Raw genomic sequence first — 15,685 nt, 5'->3', positions numbered from 1 at the left:
ACGATAGATGCCGCTCGCGACGGTTACGATCGATCAATCTGACGGTAGAAAGAACCAACGCTACGACGGTCCGCTGCGTCTCGCCTGACGACTAGCCCGTTCGGCCGGGCATGGGGGTAGCGCGTCGGTCAGATGAGTTCACGAAGCTTGTAATACCACATGCCCAGAACCAGGGCCGGTGTGCGTAGTCTCTTGCCGCCCGGAAACCGCCGATGCCTGATGCGGCTGAATACGTCGAAGCGGGAAGCATCGCCGCCGATCGCGTCCGCCAGAATCTTGCCGGCCATTCCCGCGAACACCAGCCCGTGTCCGGAGAAGCCTTGCACATAGTAGAGGTTGTCGCCGATACGACCGAGATCCGGCGCGCGGTTCATCGTGATGTCGACAAAGCCGCCCCATGCATATTCGATCTTCACATCGGCGAGCTGCGGAAAAACGCCCGTCATGCGTCCGCGCATGCGGTCGATCAGATTGCGCGGCGTGGTGGCGTCATACGATTCGCCTGCACCGAACAGCAAACGATGATCCGCGCTGAGCCGGAAGTAATCGAGTATCAGGTTGTTGTCGGACGCCGCGGCGCGGCCCGGCATCAGCGCGTCGGCCCGCGCACTGGTAAGCGGTTCCGTCGCGATCATGTAGGTGCCCACGGGCATGATGCGGGCTTCGATCTCCGGTGCGGGATGATCGCCGAACTCTCCTAGATAAACGTTTCCAGCCATTACCACACGGTCGCACGACACCTCTCCCTCGGCTGTCTTCACGACAGGCCGAGCGCCCCGATCGAGCCGCGACACGGCGGAATTTTCGAAAATCCTGACGCCCGCGCGACGCGCCGCCTCGCCCAGACCAAGGCAATAAAGAAGCGGATGAAGATGGCCAGACCCGGCGTCGTACACGCCCGCGGCGAACCGCTGCGACGTTATATGAGCGCCGAGCGCCGTGCGGCCCAGCCATTCGAGCGGGTAGTCGTAGCGGTCGCGCGTGCGCCGCACCCAGTTCATCAGCTGTTCGGCCTTCCGATCGCTGACGGCAAGCGTCAGATATCCGCGCCGATAATGGCAATCGATGCCGAAGCGCGCAAGCCGATCTTCCAGCAGTCGCATGCCCTCCAGCGACACGTCCCACGCCCTTCGCGCGACCTCGCGGGAACATTGGTGCTCGATCGCATCTTCACCCTCGGCGCCGAAGCCGACAATCGCGTGCCCGCCGTTACGCCCGGACGCCCCCCAGCCGATGCGCTGCGCCTCCAGCAATGCCACCTCGAAGCCACGCTCGGCTAGCTCCAGCGCACACGAAAGCCCCGCATAGCCACCGCCGATCACGCACACGTCCGCGTTGAGCTTCTCCTGCAATGGTGGCCCAGGCCGCGCACGGGTGACGCTCGCCTCGTAATACGAGTCCTCGACAACGCCCTGTTCCTTGTTCAACAGTGACGACATAAGCCGGTCTCCGAAGGTCTTCTCGCTATGGAACGCGTATGTTGAGAAATTGCCAGGGATCGTCGTCGCAGGGCGAATCGAAAAGTAGCGAGCGTTGCGCGAGCGGCGTCCATGAATCATAGACGCCGATCATCTCGCCCAGATAGGGTCGCGCGACCCGCATCACGGTTTGGTAGTCGATGTCGTCCGGCTCGACTACACCGGCGTCCGGATTCCCGAGCGCCCATACGATGCCGGCCAGGATACCGGCCACCACTTGCAGGCTGGTTGCGTCGTTATGCGGCGCGAGTCGACGGGCTTGCGGCGTGGTCAGACGGGAGCCGTACCAGTAGACTCCGTTGTCGTTTCCCATCAACAGCACGCCGAGTTCGTCGGCGCCATCGACGATCTCATCGCGCATGATCCGCTTATGGTCCTGCAGGCGCCAGCCCCGTCCGGCGAATTCGTCGATTGAAAGAAACGCATCGTCGCAGGGCCGGTAAGCGTAGTGCACCGTCGGACGGTAGATCACTTCGCCATCCTTGCGAAGTGTCAGATGGTCGGCGATGGAGATCGACTCTCCGTGGGTAATCAGGAACCCGTGATAACTACCGGCGAGCGGTGTCCAACTGCGTACGCGGGTCGCGAGTCCCGGGCGTTGCAGGTAGATCGCCGCATCACTGCCGAATCCGTGCCGGCGCGCGTCCGCAGGCCAATGCCGTTCATGCGTACCCCATCCAAGTTCCGCCGGCTGCATGCCCTCTTCCACGAAAGCGTCGACGGACCACGTATTGACGAACTCGTTTCGCGCCTTGCGGCACTTGGCGACCTGGAAGTCCCGCTCCGCTACGTGAATCGCCTTGATGTTCAGCCGGTGTGCGAGCGCAGCCCAGTCCTCGTAGCTGCGCAGCGCCGTTGGCTCGATGCCGCTGTTGGAGGCCATATCGAGCAGCGCCTGTTTGACGAACGCCGAAGCCAGTCCGGGGTTAGCGCCTTGCGTGAGAATGGCGGTCGGACCGTCGCGCTTGTCGAGGCGAAAGGCCAGCAAAGCTTCCCGAAGCGCATAGTTGCTGCGCTTCGAGGCGGAACGATCGGGATCGGTCGACTCCCCTTCCCATGGCTCGATGGATGTGTCGAGATACAGCGCGCCACGAGACCAGCAGAAGCGCACGAGCGATTCGCTCGACACGTTCACCGACAGATTCAGCACGAGGTCGCCTCTTTTGACGTAGCCAGCGAGCAGCGCCTCGAAGTTGTTCTCCGACAGCGCCTGCTCGACGACGCTCAGCCCGCATTCGCGAGCGATCGTCGTATCGTTGCCGGGCGGGCAGAACACGGTCACGCGTTCCGGGCAAACCTCGATGTGTCTGAAAAGAATCGGTAACAGCGAACTCGCGATGCTTCCTAATCCAATGATCACAATATTGCCGTGACAAACGGCGTGCTTTGTCCAATTCACCTGCGCGCTCATCTCTGCTCCCCAACCACAGCGCTTCGGTATGCGCCTGTTCTCGTGCCCGGTCGTTGTGATCCTTCGTGTCGGTCCGTACCAACCCGCTAGCATTCCGCATTCCGCATGCTGCTGCCCGCCTCGCGCTTACGGCCGCGGCGGTTCGCCGGGAACGCTCGTTGCTCGACGTGCATCGTCAATACGAAACGCATAACGGAGACAGCCATGGGCTGCGCACTTGTCGCGGCCGAACGGCGCGACCCGTTCATTGGCGGGAGAAAAGCGATGTCCATTCAGGAATATGCGCCGTATCGCGGCTGCAATATCGAGGTGAACGTCACGCTATCGAAGACGCATTGGCTCGGCGGTAAATATCGCCGTTTTCGTGTGTCATGGACCGTGACGTTGCCCGGCAATCCGCACCAGGAAGTGGTCAGTTTTCCGGAACAGTTCGATTTTCTGACTGAGCGGGAGGCGTTCAGGTATGGAGAAAATCGGGCGCACACCTATATCGATTCGATGTTGTCGACGCCGTCTCAAAGGCGCAGGCTGCGCGAGCCGGTCGCGCAGCCCGGCACACGCCATGAGGTTTGATGGCCCGAGCCGGCGCGCGCTCTTTTGCCGAAGGCGGGCCAGCCGTCGCGTGACGCGCAAGGCTCGTCGCAGCTGCGGGAAAGTCGATGCCGAGACTTCCCGCCGTTCATACACGTCCAGCGGCAGCGTGACGTTGCGCACCTGCGCACGACCCATGCCGCGCGGGAACCCGGTTGTAATATGCTAACCAGCAGCTGCTCCGCGAGCGGCTTGGGCGACACCAATGGAGCTCGACGGAGCCCCATGGAGGGACAGCATGAGAGGCTTCCTTCTGGCATTGGCATGCGCGTGCGAGCTGTCGGCGGCCACGGCGCAGGATTTATCGCCTGCCCCCAGGACTGCAGCGCCGGTCGCCGCGACGGACTTCCTGGCTATGGCGAAGCGAGTGGTCGACGCCGCTTCGCGACCCGCTGCACCCTGGAGCGGGCCGCGCAACGGCCCGCGCGCGCAATCCGGAAAACGTATCGCGGTGGTCGCCGAGGATTTGCGCAACGGCGGCATCCTCGGGGTGGTCGATGGTGTGCTGGAGGCGGCCAAGGTCATAGGCTGGCGCGTCAAGATCTTCGATTCCGGCGGTACGACCGACCTCCGTCTGAAGATGCTCGCCAATGCGCTGGCAGGCCACCCCGACGGTCTGATCCTCGCCGGGGGCGACGCATATGCGCTGCTCCCCGCACTGCGGCCGTTTGCCGACAGCGACATCCCGATCGTCGGCTGGCACGTGGCGGGGCGGGCCGGACCGGTGCCGGGCACGCCCATCGCGATGAACGTCTCGACGGACCCGCTCGAGGTTGCGCGGGTGACCGCGCTCGCGGCCATCGTGCAGTCGGCCGGACATGCGGGCGTCGTCATCTTCACGGATACCGGTTTCCGGATCGCACAGGAAAAGGCGGACGCAATGGCTGCTGTGGTTCGTGCGTGCAGCGGCTGTACCCTGCTCGAAGTGCGCGACGTGGCGATCTCGCGCAGCGAGAAGCTGGTGCCAGAGGCGACACGCGCGCTGCTCGCGCGTTACGGCCCGCGCTGGACCTGTGCGCTGGGGATCAACGACATCTACTTCGACTACGCCGTGCCGGTGTTGACGCAGGCGGGCATACCAAACGCCGCAATGATCATGCTGTCGGCCGGCGACGGCAGCGAGTCCGCCTTCCTGCGCATCCGCACCGGTACGTTCCAGACGGGGACCGTCGCCGAACCCCTGAATCTGCACGGCTGGCAGTTGGTCGACGAACTGAACCGGCTGTTCGCCGGAGAAGGCGTAACGGGTTACGTGAGCCCCGTGCATCTCGTAACGGCGGACAACATCGCCGCTGACGGCGGCGATCGCCTGCTCTACGATCCTGACAACGGCTATCGCGACATTTATCGTCGGATCTGGCAACGCCCGTGAAACTGCCATTCCCACAATCGCTGACCGCCCAGTTTGCGCTCGTTGCCTCGTGCCTGGCCGCGCTGGTGGTCGTGGTCGGCGCCACGTCGATCTATTCGTTGGCGACTTCGGCCTTCTCGATCCGTCAGCTGGCCGAAGAGCGGCTCGCCCGCCTCGTGGATGCGCAGGATCTGGTGCAGCACACGCTGACGATCGAACGCCTCGCGTTGCAGCTGTCCAGCGACGATACGGTCGAAGCGGTGCGCGAGACGCATCGGCAGGTGCTCGAACAGTTGGCATCGTTCGACGGCCTGGTCGACCGGCTGGCCTCGGCGACCACGAGCGAAGACCCTGGTGTCGACCCGCTGACGCTTTATCGGTCGAGCCAACGCTTTCGCAACATCGTCAACATCGAGGCGCAAGTGCGCGAGACCGCGCTCGCCCGCCGGGGCGCCTCGGCGGCGGCGCAACCGGCGGGTGTGTCGCTGGCCAGCCTCGACGCGGATCTGCGCGGCGCGGCCGACGCTCTCGCCGCCGCGGCGCACCGGCAGTCGGATGACTTGACGAGCGAATACCGCGAAGCAGTCCAGGATCTGGCCGCTCGCGCAGATCGCACACGCAAATGGGTGGCCGGCGGACTCGCTGTCAGCCTGTTGCTCACCTGGCTCATCGCCCGCGAATTCCTCGGGCGCCATGTCGTGGCGCGCCTGCGCCGCGTCAGCCATTTTCTGCGACATGGCGATGCCGGGAACACGCAAGCCGGCGTCCCCGTGCACGGCGGCGACGAGATTGCCGATATGGCGCGTGCTGTCGAGCAGTTCCTGGAAGACCGACGCCAACGCCGCCAGGCCGAGCAGGCGCTAAAGGAGCTCAACGCCGGACTCGAGGCGCGCGTCGCCCAGCGCACGGCGGAACTCAGTACGGCGCTAGCGGGTCAGGCCGACGAAATCGCCGAACGTCAGCACGCCGAAGATGCGCTTCGGGAAAGCGAGAACTTTCTTAACAGCATCATCGAAAACATCCCGGACACGGTCTTCGTCAAGGAGGCCGAGACCTTGCATTTCGTGCGCTTCAACAGGGCGGCGGAGCAACTTCTCGGCTACCGGCGCGAGGAACTCCTCGGCCGCTCCGTCCATGACCTGTTTCCCGCCGACGAGGCCAATTTCTTCACGCTGAAGGATCGCGCGGTGCTGGAGTCGCGGCAAATGATCGACATACCGGAGGAGCCGGTTCATACGCGACATGGACTTCGCGTCCTGCACACGATGAAAATCCCGATCGTCGATGTGCGCGGCGAGCCCCGGTTCCTGCTCGGCATCTCACGGGATATCACGGAGCAAAAGCATGCCGAAGCGGAGTTGCGGCGCTATCGCGAGCACCTCGAAGACATGATTCGCGAGCGGACAGCGGAGCTGGCCGTTGCCAAGGAGCGTGCCGATGCGGCCAACCAGGCAAAGAGCGAGTTTCTGGCGCACATGAGCCACGAGCTACGCACGCCGCTCAACGGCATTCTCGGGTACGCGCAAATCCTCAAGCGCGACACGACCCTCGATCAGCACCAGCTCGACGGACTGGCAGTCATCCAGCGCAGCGGCGAACACCTGCTTACGCTCATCGACGACATCCTGGATATCGCCAAAATCGAGGCCGGGCGAATGGAACTCAATTTGTCCGACGTCCCGCTCGAACAGTTCGTCTCCTTTATCGCCGAGACGATACGGGTGAAGGCCACGGAAAAAGGCCTGGCCTTCGCTTGCGAGATGCCGCCGGATCTGCCCGCGTGTGTGCGGGTGGACGAAATACGGTTGCGCCAGGCGTTGCTCAACCTGCTCTCGAACGCGATCAGATTTACCGAGCAGGGAACCGTGCGTCTGCGCGTCGCTTTCACCCCGCCGACGCGACTATGTTTCGAAGTCCGGGACACCGGCATCGGCATAGATCAAGGGCGTCTGGAGGAAATCTTCAGTCCTTTCGAGCAGGTCAGCGAGGACCGTCATCGCTTTGGCGGTACCGGCCTCGGGCTAGCAATTAGCCGGCAACTCGTGCGCCTGATGGGAGGCGAGATCCATGTCGAAAGTCGCCGCGATATAGGCAGCACGTTTTCGATCGAGCTGGACGTCGAGGTGGTGGCGCCTTGCGCGGCTGTCGCCGCGTCCGAACGGATCGTGAGCGGCTACAAAGGGCCGCGCAAGACTATCCTGGTCGTGGATGACGTGGCGGAGAACCGCGCCGTGATGGTCGATATGCTCGGTCCGCTCGGATTCGACATGGCGGAAGCTGCTAACGGATCTGAAGCGATGGAGAAAATCGAATCCCTCCATCCTGCGCTAGTCCTGATGGATGTGGTCATGCCCGAGACTGACGGCCTCGAAGCCACGCGTCGCTTGCGCCAGATGGCCGAATTCCGGGATCTTCCGATCGTCGCGGTCTCCGCTCGCGCGTCGAGAACCGACGCGGCGCAAAGTCTGGAAGCCGGCGCAAATGCCTTTCTCGCCAAACCGATCGACTTCGGCCAGCTATTGTCCGCCGTCGCGGCGCTCCTGAATGTCGAGTGGATCGATGCAGCTTTAGAGGCACAAGTCAGTGAAGCGGGCCCATCGGCTGTACCTGCCGCCGCGCCTCTTCCCGACCACTTGAAGGCGCCGCCGCCGGAGGAAATTCAAGCGCTGCACTACCTCGCGCGACTCGGCGATATGCGTGCCATTACGCAACATGCCCAGCACTTGACCGAGCTCGACGAGCGCTATCGACCCTTCGCGGACCACCTCTGCAGGTTGGCGAAGGCTTACCAGTCCAAGTCGATTCTCAACTTCGTCGAGCAATATCTGGAAGGAGAATAACTCCGAAGATTTGCGCCGCGGAGCGGGAATCGCTTCGTCTTACGTTCTAGCAGCATCGAGCGGAATGTGAATCGAAACCATCGTGCCCGCGCCGGGCGCGGTTTCGATCGAAAGCGATCCGCCGATCAGCCGCGCGCGCTCGTTCATGCCGAGCAGGCCATATGAATAGTCGCGCCTCACGACTTGCTGGTCGAAGCCGCGGCCGTCGTCACGCACCTGCAGTAAGAGCTTCGCCGCCGTCGATACGAGCGTCACCTCGACATGTGTGGCGTCGGCATGCCGCGCGACGTTCGTCAGCGACGCCTGTGCGATGCGGAACAGGGCCGTCGCATGAGCGTCGGACAGCGCCGGGTCGCCGCCTTCGATACGCAATTCACACGCAATCGCATGGCGGCGGTTGAACTCCTCGACAAGCCATTCGAGCGCGGACACGATGCCGAAGTTGAGCGCGGCGGGCCGCAAATGGCTCGCGACATTGCGCACCATCGAGATCGTGCCTTCGACCAGTTGACGCATATCATCGGCTTTTTTCGAAGCTTCCGCGTCGTGCGTTATGCGCATCTTGAGCAGCGACACGTCCATCTTGAGCGCAGTCAGCAATTGGCCCAGTTCGTCGTGAATCTCCATCGCAATGCGCTTTCTCTCCTCCTCGCGGATCGCCTCCATATACGCGGACAGTTCGCGCTGCTGCTCGCGCGATTCGACGAGTTCCTGTTCCATCTGCTTGCGGCCCGTAATGTCGTTCAGGCCGACATAGATCGCGGGAGAATCGTCGTAAGTCGCGACGCGCGCCGTCGCCATCGCCCAGAACCGTGTATCGTCCGCGCGCCGGAACTGTATCTCCCTATCGCGCAAGCTGCCCTCCGCGCGCAGATGCTCGATCACACGCTCGCGCTCCCCCCGGTCGGCGTAGAAATCCGCGATATTGACGGACACGTGTTCGTCCATGCCGAAGAGTTCACGCAGCGGCTGATTCGTGTACAGGATGTGCCCATCAGGCATCGACGTGATGCACAGCGGCACCGGGCTCGTTTCGACAATCGCGCGAAAGCGCGCCTCGCTTGCCTGCAAGCACACGTTGGCGCGCGCGAGTTCTTCCGTACGCAACGCGACACGCCGCTCGAGATCGTCGCGCGCTTGCGATAACGCAGCCTCCGTTTCCTTGCGCATCGCGACTTCCGCCAGCAGTTGCCGGTTTTGCGCGAGAACCTGCTTGTGCATCACCCGCAATTCGAGATGCACGCCGACGCGCGCGACCATCTCGTCGACGCGCAACGGCTTGGTCACATAGTCGACGCCACCGGCCAGAAAACCTTCGACGCGGTCCTCGTTGCCGGTCAGCGATGTCATGAACAGGACGGGAATATCGCGGGTGCGCTCATCGAGCTTGAGGCGTCGACAGGTCTCGAAGCCGTCGATGCCCGGCATCTTCACGTCGAGCAGGATCACATCGGGCTGAGAGAAGACCGCGCGCTCCAACGCTTCGATACCGTCGAGCGCCACCAGCACGCGAATGCCTCGCGCTTCGAGACTGTCGACGACTACGCCGAGATTGCCCGGCGTATCGTCGACTATCAGAATGGTGCCGGTCTGCGCAACCGGGGTGGCGAAATGGCTCATGATGCGGTGTTCCCTTTGAGAGACCGCTCAACGAGTTGCAGGGTGTCCTATTCTGCACTCGATGCCAGAGCCTGGTCCATCGCGCGCTCACCGGCTTTGGAACGACCGATGAAACAGCCGCGCCGCGGCCTCACTGCCGCTGCACGACGCTCGCACGATTTTCTCCGCTCTTCCGGGCTTTTAGCTGCGTTGCGGTTCGCTATTCCGCCAGCCCGCCCACCACAGCGAGCCGCCGGACTGCGCGAGGCTCGGTCAGTTCGTCGATCAGGTCGGCTACTTCGCACAGCGCGCGAAAGTCATACTCGTTGATCTGCTCCGCGTGATTGCGACGCAATTCGCGCATCGTTTCGCCCAGCCGTTTGAGCGCGGCAGGCGTGCTGTCGACCAGCGGCCAGCAGTGCATCAAATATGCGAGCGATTTCACGCTGCGCGCCTCGCACCACGTGTCGAACAGTCGTAGACATATCGAGTCGATCTGTTCGACGACGTTCTCCCGCTCCGACAGATAGCCCATCATGACCCATCAATTCGACATTGCATTCCGATACCTCATCATCTATGAGCGGAAGTTGTGTCGCATTCAGCGCAGGCTGGAAAACCACGGTTAGAGATCCTGATTCGCGTGTCAGGAAACCCTGAGTGACGATGAGGCGACAGCCGGCCGGCATTGCGAGCATCGCTCCGGTTTGGTTAGGCGCCCTCACCGCCCGCGATCGCTTTAAGCCGGCGATAAAGCGTGCGCTCGCTCAAACCCAATTGCGCGGCAAGCTCACTGCGTTTCCCGCGGAATTGCGCCGCCGCGCTCGCGAGCTCCGCATCGGTGAGCTTGCGCGGCAGGCCCGGACCCACGGCCAGCGATTCCTTCGCCGCGCCGGAAGTCTTATCGCGGACCGCCTCCGGCAAGTGTTCCGGGCGGATCACACCACCGTCGGCGAGCAGGTTGGCGCGCTCGAGCACGTTGCGCAATTCGCGGATGTTGCCGGGCCACGCATAGGCACGCAACAGCGCCAACGCCTCCGCCGAAATCGACGCCTTATGCGACGACCCGCTTCGCGTCGACGCAATGCGCGTCAGGATCGAATCCGCGAGCAGCGCGATGTCGTCGACACGCTCGCGCACCGCGGGCAAATGAATCGGAAACGCACTGATCCGGAAATACAGATCAGCGCGGAACTGGCCGTCCGCGACCATCCGCTCGAGCGGCTTGTGCGTGGCCGCGACGAGCCGGAAGTCGGCACGCAGCATATCGGTACTGCCCACGCGCCTGAAGGTGCCCGTTTCGATCAGCCGCAACAGCTTCACCTGAATGGATAGCGGCACGTCGCCGATTTCATCGAGAAACAGCGTGCCGCCCTGCGCGGTTTCGACGAGGCCCTGCTTCCGGCTCGTCGCGCCGGTGAACGCGCCCTTCTCGAAGCCGAACAACTCGCTTTCGAACAGCGTCTCGGTAATGCCCGAGCAATCCACCACGACGAACGGCCCTTGGGCGCAGCTGCTCGCCTCATGCAGCGCATGCGCGAACAGCTCCTTGCCGGTGCCGGATTCGCCGAGCAGCAGCACGGGCAGCATCGAAGGCGCGACGCGCTGCAAAGCGGAAATCGCCTCGTTGAACGCCGGCGCGCGCCCGACCAGACCTTCGGAGCTTGGCCGCGCGGACGCGCTCCTGACCGTGGCGAGACGCTCGACATAGGCGACGATGCGCGCGTGGCGGTCGAAGATCGGCCGCAACTCGACGTCGACGTGCTCCGGGCCTCTCGGTGTGTGATGGATATGCAGCACGCGATCCGCGCTGCGATTTTCCGTCGCGCGTTTCATCGGGCAGTGCTCGCCCGCCTGATCGCACGGCACGTCGTAGTGATGCGAAACCTGATAACAGCGGCGGCCGATGTGCGCCTGGCCTTCGACGCCGAACTGGCGCTGATAGGCGCTGTTCGCGGCCAGAATCTGATAGTGCGGATCGAGCACGATCGCCGGTTGCGGATCGTGCTCCAGATACGACACGAGCGTGCTCACGTCGGGTACCACCGTGGGCACGCCGTCAGACGCGCCAGGGGATTGCGACGGAAGCTCGGTCGAAGGGGGCGGCGCAATGTCGGGCGGGATCATCGTGATTACTCCTTGGCTGCCGCAATATACGCCGGAACTGCCATTTCTGCCACGACTGCCAAATGGCAGTGACTCTTTGCCACGGGTGAGGCCGAGCGTCGTGCAGACGCCTCTTCAATCCGCATGTCGCGCGCAATAAGCCTCTAAAAATCAGTGCGTTACAACCGAGGGCCGCGACGCTGAGGCTTGGTGGCACGACTCCTGCATTGGTGGGCGCCTCGGACTGGCTTAGTCCCCTATCGTGAGGAACCCACCGAAATGGCAACCGGCAAGCTCGCCGTCGAGGGCTTCTTCGATCCTGCGACATCGACCGTCAGCTATCTGCTGATGGATGCAGGCACGAGGAATTGCGCATTGATCGACACCGTGCTCGACTACGACCCGAAGTCGGGACGCACCTGCACCGCAACCGCGGATCGCCTCGCCGCGCGCGTGGAGTCGCTCGGCGCGCGCGTGCAATGGATACTCGAAACCCACGTGCACGCCGATCACCTGTCGGCCGCGCCCTATCTGAAAGCGCGGCTCGGCGGTCAGATCGCAATCGGCGCGCAGGTGACGCGCGTGCAAGCCGTGTTCGGCAAGCTGTTCAACGCGGGTCCCGGGTTTCGCACCGATGGCTCGCAGTTCGATCGCCTGTTCGACAACGACGAGACGTTCAACGTCGGCGATCTGTCCGTGCGCGTGATGCACACGCCAGGCCACACGCCCGCCTGCGTGACCTATGTCGCGAGCGACGGCAGCGAAGAAGCCGCGTTCGTCGGCGACACGCTGTTCACGCCCGACTACGGCACCGCGCGCTGCGATTTTCCGGGCGGCGATGCGTCAGCGCTGTATCGCTCGATTCAGCGCATCCTCGGTCTCGCGCCGCAAACCCGCCTGTATCTGTGCCACGACTACCAGCCGGGCGGCCGGCCGCTGCTGTTCGAGACCACGGTGGCCGAGCAGCGCGAGCAGAACATCCACGTCCGCGACGGCATCGACGAAGCGTCGTTCATCGCGATGCGCACGGCCCGCGACGCCACGCTCGCGATGCCCACGCTGATCCTGCCGTCGGTGCAGGTCAACATGCGAGCGGGCCACCTGCCGCCGCCCGAAAGCGATGGCGTGTCCTACATCAAGGTACCGGTCGATGCGCTGTGAGCGCGGCGGCCTGGAACAAACAAGAGGACCCTACATGCGCAACACGAAACTCACGGACCCTTCGAACCCAGCGGCCGACACGCTCGCCGCCGCATCGCAACGGATGCGGCCGACGTACCGGCACGACGTGGTGATCGTCGGCGCCGGCGCGGCCGGTATCGCAACGGCGTCGAGCCTGCTTGCGCGCAGCCCCGATCTCGACATCGCGGTCATCGATCCCGCCGACACGCACTATTACCAGCCGGGCTGGACGATGGTAGGCGCCGGCGTATTCCACCCGGAAACGACGGCCCGTCCGATTTCCAGCGTGCTGCCCGCGAACGTGAAGTGGATCAAGGCTGCCGTCACGCACTTCGAGCCGGCGCAAAACCTCGTGATTCTCGACGGCTCGCGCGCCGTCGAATACCGCCAGCTGGTGGTGTGCCCCGGCCTCAAACTCGACTGGAACGCGATCGACGGCCTCGTCGACACGCTCGGGCGCAACGGCGTCACGTCCAATTACCGCTACGACCTCGCGCCGTACACGTGGAAGGTGACGCAGCAGCTCGAAACGGGTCGAGCCATTTTCACGCAGCCGCCGATGCCGATCAAATGCGCCGGCGCGCCGCAGAAAGCGATGTATCTCGCGTGCGATCACTGGCGCCGCAGCGGGCGGCTGCAACATATCGGCGTCGAATTCCGCAATGCCGGCGCGGCGCTGTTCGGCGTCGCCGACTACGTGCCCGCGTTGATGCAATACGTCGAGCGTTACGGCATCGCGCTGAACTTCGGCTCCACGCTGAGTGCGGTCGATGGCGACGCAAAGATGGCGAGATTCACGCATACGCTAGCCGACGGCAGCAAGGAAACCTTCGAGACCGGCTTCGACATGCTGCACGCCGTGCCGCCGCAAAAGGCGCCCGACTTCATCCGCGACAGCGCGCTCGCCGATGCGTCCGGCTGGCTCGACGTCGATCAGGCCACGTTGCGGCACAAGCGCCACGAAAACATCTTCGGACTCGGCGATGCGACCAACACGTCCAACGCGAAGACCGCCGCCGCCGCGCGCAAGCAGGCGCCGGTCGTCGCGCACAACGTGCTCGCCTCGCTGGGCGCGGCGAGCGGCGTCGCGATCTACGACGGCTACGGCTCCTGCCCGCTCACCGTCGAGCGCGGAAAGATCGTGCTCGCCGAGTTTCTGTATGGCGGCAAGGTCGCGCCGACGTTTCCGGCGTGGCTCATCGACGGCAAAAAGCCATCGCGGCTCGCGTGGCTGCTGAAAGAGCGAATCCTGCCGCCGCTCTACTGGCGCGGCATGCTGAAGGGACGCGAATGGCTCGCTAATCCGCAACTGGCGGACTGAGCGCCGGCACGCACTGCTCACGGGGTCTTCGATGCTGTTGTCTCTCGTTCTCGGCGCGCTGGTGGGCGCCACTCTCGGGCTGACCGGCGCCGGCGGCGGCATTCTTGCCGTGCCCGCGCTCGTGTTCGGCATGGGCTGGCCGCTGCAGCAGGCCACGCCGGTCGCGCTCGTCGCGGTGGCCGGCAGCGCAGCGGTGGGCGCGCTCGAAGCGTTCCGCAAGCGGCTCGTCCGCTATCGCGCCGCGCTGCTGATGGCCGCCGCGGGGGTGCCCGCCACCGCCGCCGGCGCGCGCCTCGCGCATGCGTTGCCGCAACGCGTGTTGCTCGCGCTGTTCGCCGCGGTGATGCTGGTCGTCGCGTTCCGGCTGCTGCGTCAGACGCGCGCGCGCCGCGCGTCGCGCGAGCCGCAATCGTCGATGTGCGTCGCGCATGTCGACCCGGCCACCGGCCGTTTTCGCTGGACCTGGCCGACCGCAGCCGCACTCGCGGCCACCGGTTCGCTGACCGGATTGATGACCGGTATGCTCGGTGTCGGCGGCGGCTTCATCATCGTGCCGATGATGCGCAAGCTGACTGACGTGTCGATGCACGGCATCGTCGCGACCTCGCTGATGGTGATCGCGCTCGTCGGCAGTGGCGGCGTTCTCGCGACGGCCACGCACGGCGCGACACTTCCACTCGAAGTCGCGTTGTGGTTCACTGGCGCCACCGCCGCCGGAATGCTCAGCGGACGGCTCGCGTCGCATCACATTGCCGCCCATCATGTGCAGTTGGGCTTTGCGAGCATCCTCGTGTGCGTGGCGCTCGGCCTGCTGGTCAGAGCGGTGCTGATGTAAGCGCTGCCGCAACCCACCCAACAATCAAACAGAGCGAACGATGATAGATTTCGACCATTTCACCCCGATCGCCTCCCTGTGCGGAGGCCTGCTGATCGGCGTCGCGGCTGCGGCGATGGTGCTTTTGCTGGGCCGCATCGCCGGAATCAGCGGGATAGTCGGCGGCCTGCTGCGCTGGACGAAGCGCGACGGCGCATGGCGCGTCGCCTTCGTTGCCGGGCTGATCGTTGCGGCGCTGATCGCGCGCGCGGTCGATGCGCCCGTCGCGATCACCGTCGACGCGTCATGGCCCGCCGTGATCGCGGCCGGCTTGCTGGTCGGCATCGGCACCCGCTACGGCAGCGGCTGCACGAGCGGACACGGCGTGTGCGGCATTTCACGCGGCGCCACGCGCTCGCTTGTCGCGACGGCGACGTTCATGGCGGCCGGCTTCGTCACCGTCTATATCATTCGACATCTTCTCGGAGCCTAAGATGGCAACAGCTGTTTCATTCCTATGCGGGCTGCTGTTCGGCATCGGCCTGCTGTTGTCGGGCATGGCCAACCCTGCGAAAGTGCAGGGCTTCCTCGATATCGCCGGACGCTGGGACCCGTCGCTCGCGTTCGTGATGATGGGCGCGGTGGCCGTCGCGGCAATCGGTTTCGCGATCGCCAAGCGCCGCGACAAGTCGCTGCTCGGATCGCCGATGCGGATTCCCACGTCGACCCACGTCACGGCAAGACTGGTGCTGGGCAGTGCCGCGTTCGGCGTCGGTTGGGGAATTGCCGGGTTCTGTCCCGGCCCCGCGCTCGTCGCGCTCGGGCTCGGGTCGGCCAAAGCGTGGGTGTTCGTGGCCGCGATGATCGCGGGAATGGCCATCTTCGAGTTATTCGAACGGCGCAGACAGACGGCCTTGGCGACGGGTTCTTAACCTGAGCTTAAGGCGCGGCAGTGTACGATCTGTTTCACCAGAAACCAACTCACAGGCGCC

Annotated in this window: 13 protein-coding genes; 8 read left to right on the top strand and 5 right to left on the bottom strand. The window is 64.3% G+C overall.

All coding sequences use genetic code 11. From position 1 onward, the window contains the following. Positions 1-128: 128 nt before the first annotated feature. Together VSR82_RS17770 and VSR82_RS17765 are read right to left on the bottom strand one after the other, a co-directional pair. Positions 129-1,439, bottom strand: coding sequence for an NAD(P)/FAD-dependent oxidoreductase (locus VSR82_RS17770; RefSeq protein WP_498857966.1), 1,311 nt, complete (start codon positions 1,437-1,439; stop codon positions 129-131). A 25-nt stretch (positions 1,440-1,464) separates the two neighbouring features. Beyond that, positions 1,465-2,889, bottom strand: coding sequence for a homospermidine synthase (locus tag VSR82_RS17765; RefSeq protein ID WP_429462419.1), 1,425 nt, complete (start codon positions 2,887-2,889; stop codon positions 1,465-1,467). Between the two features lie 105 nt (positions 2,890-2,994). On the opposite strand from VSR82_RS17765, the gene VSR82_RS17760 reads away from it, so the two are divergent. The 3 genes from VSR82_RS17760 to VSR82_RS17750 all read left to right on the top strand — a co-directional run bounded on the left by VSR82_RS17760 (position 2,995) and on the right by VSR82_RS17750 (position 7,671). After that, entirely contained in the window at positions 2,995-3,462 is a 468-nt protein-coding gene (locus VSR82_RS17760; RefSeq protein WP_368586419.1) for a hypothetical protein, read from the top strand. 256 nt (positions 3,463-3,718) lie between these two features. Beyond that, positions 3,719-4,852 carry a substrate-binding domain-containing protein gene (locus VSR82_RS17755; RefSeq protein ID WP_429463610.1) on the top strand — a complete coding sequence of 378 codons (1,134 nt, stop codon included), beginning with the start codon at positions 3,719-3,721 and terminating at the stop codon, positions 4,850-4,852. Continuing rightward, positions 4,849-7,671 carry an ATP-binding protein gene (locus tag VSR82_RS17750; protein WP_429462421.1) on the top strand — a complete coding sequence of 941 codons (2,823 nt, stop codon included), beginning with the start codon at positions 4,849-4,851 and terminating at the stop codon, positions 7,669-7,671. Before VSR82_RS17755 ends, VSR82_RS17750 begins: the two co-directional genes overlap by 4 nt. A gap of 39 nt (positions 7,672-7,710) precedes the next feature. On the opposite strand, the gene VSR82_RS17745 is transcribed toward VSR82_RS17750, so the two are convergent. The 3 genes from VSR82_RS17745 to VSR82_RS17735 form a co-directional block, all read right to left on the bottom strand. Continuing rightward, a complete protein-coding gene (locus VSR82_RS17745) occupies positions 7,711-9,291 on the bottom strand; it encodes a response regulator (protein WP_429462423.1) in 1,581 nt (526 codons plus the stop codon). A gap of 199 nt (positions 9,292-9,490) precedes the next feature. Beyond that, positions 9,491-9,808 carry a hypothetical protein gene (locus VSR82_RS17740; RefSeq protein WP_429462425.1) on the bottom strand — a complete coding sequence of 106 codons (318 nt, stop codon included), beginning with the start codon at positions 9,806-9,808 and terminating at the stop codon, positions 9,491-9,493. Positions 9,809-9,981: 173 nt separating this feature from the next. After that, positions 9,982-11,397, bottom strand: a complete 1,416-nt coding sequence (locus VSR82_RS17735) for a sigma-54 interaction domain-containing protein (protein ID WP_498857965.1) — start codon at positions 11,395-11,397, stop codon at positions 9,982-9,984. A 258-nt stretch (positions 11,398-11,655) separates the two neighbouring features. Here VSR82_RS17735 and VSR82_RS17730 point away from each other — a divergent pair, with 258 nt between their 5' ends. The 5 genes from VSR82_RS17730 to VSR82_RS17710 are packed head-to-tail and all read left to right on the top strand — an operon-like array spanning position 11,656 to position 15,625. Further along, positions 11,656-12,537 (top strand): MBL fold metallo-hydrolase, encoded by an 882-nt coding sequence (locus VSR82_RS17730; RefSeq protein WP_498857964.1) that lies wholly within the window; start codon positions 11,656-11,658, stop codon positions 12,535-12,537. A 34-nt stretch (positions 12,538-12,571) separates the two neighbouring features. Next, positions 12,572-13,879, top strand: coding sequence for an NAD(P)/FAD-dependent oxidoreductase (locus VSR82_RS17725; protein ID WP_429462428.1), 1,308 nt, complete (start codon positions 12,572-12,574; stop codon positions 13,877-13,879). Positions 13,880-13,910: 31 nt separating this feature from the next. After that, positions 13,911-14,714: a sulfite exporter TauE/SafE family protein gene (locus tag VSR82_RS17720; RefSeq protein WP_429462430.1), complete on the top strand. Its 804-nt coding sequence runs from the start codon at positions 13,911-13,913 to the stop codon at positions 14,712-14,714. 40 nt (positions 14,715-14,754) lie between these two features. Further along, positions 14,755-15,186, top strand: coding sequence for a YeeE/YedE family protein (locus tag VSR82_RS17715; protein ID WP_176122852.1), 432 nt, complete (start codon positions 14,755-14,757; stop codon positions 15,184-15,186). Position 15,187: 1 nt separating this feature from the next. Next, a complete protein-coding gene (locus VSR82_RS17710) occupies positions 15,188-15,625 on the top strand; it encodes a DUF6691 family protein (RefSeq protein ID WP_429462432.1) in 438 nt (145 codons plus the stop codon). Positions 15,626-15,685 lie beyond the last annotated feature (60 nt).

This window comes from Burkholderia sp. JPY481 (assembly GCF_038900515.1).
Classification (GTDB): Bacteria; Pseudomonadota; Gammaproteobacteria; order Burkholderiales; family Burkholderiaceae; genus Paraburkholderia; species Paraburkholderia youngii.
This window is presented reverse-complemented; position numbering and strand designations above follow the sequence as displayed.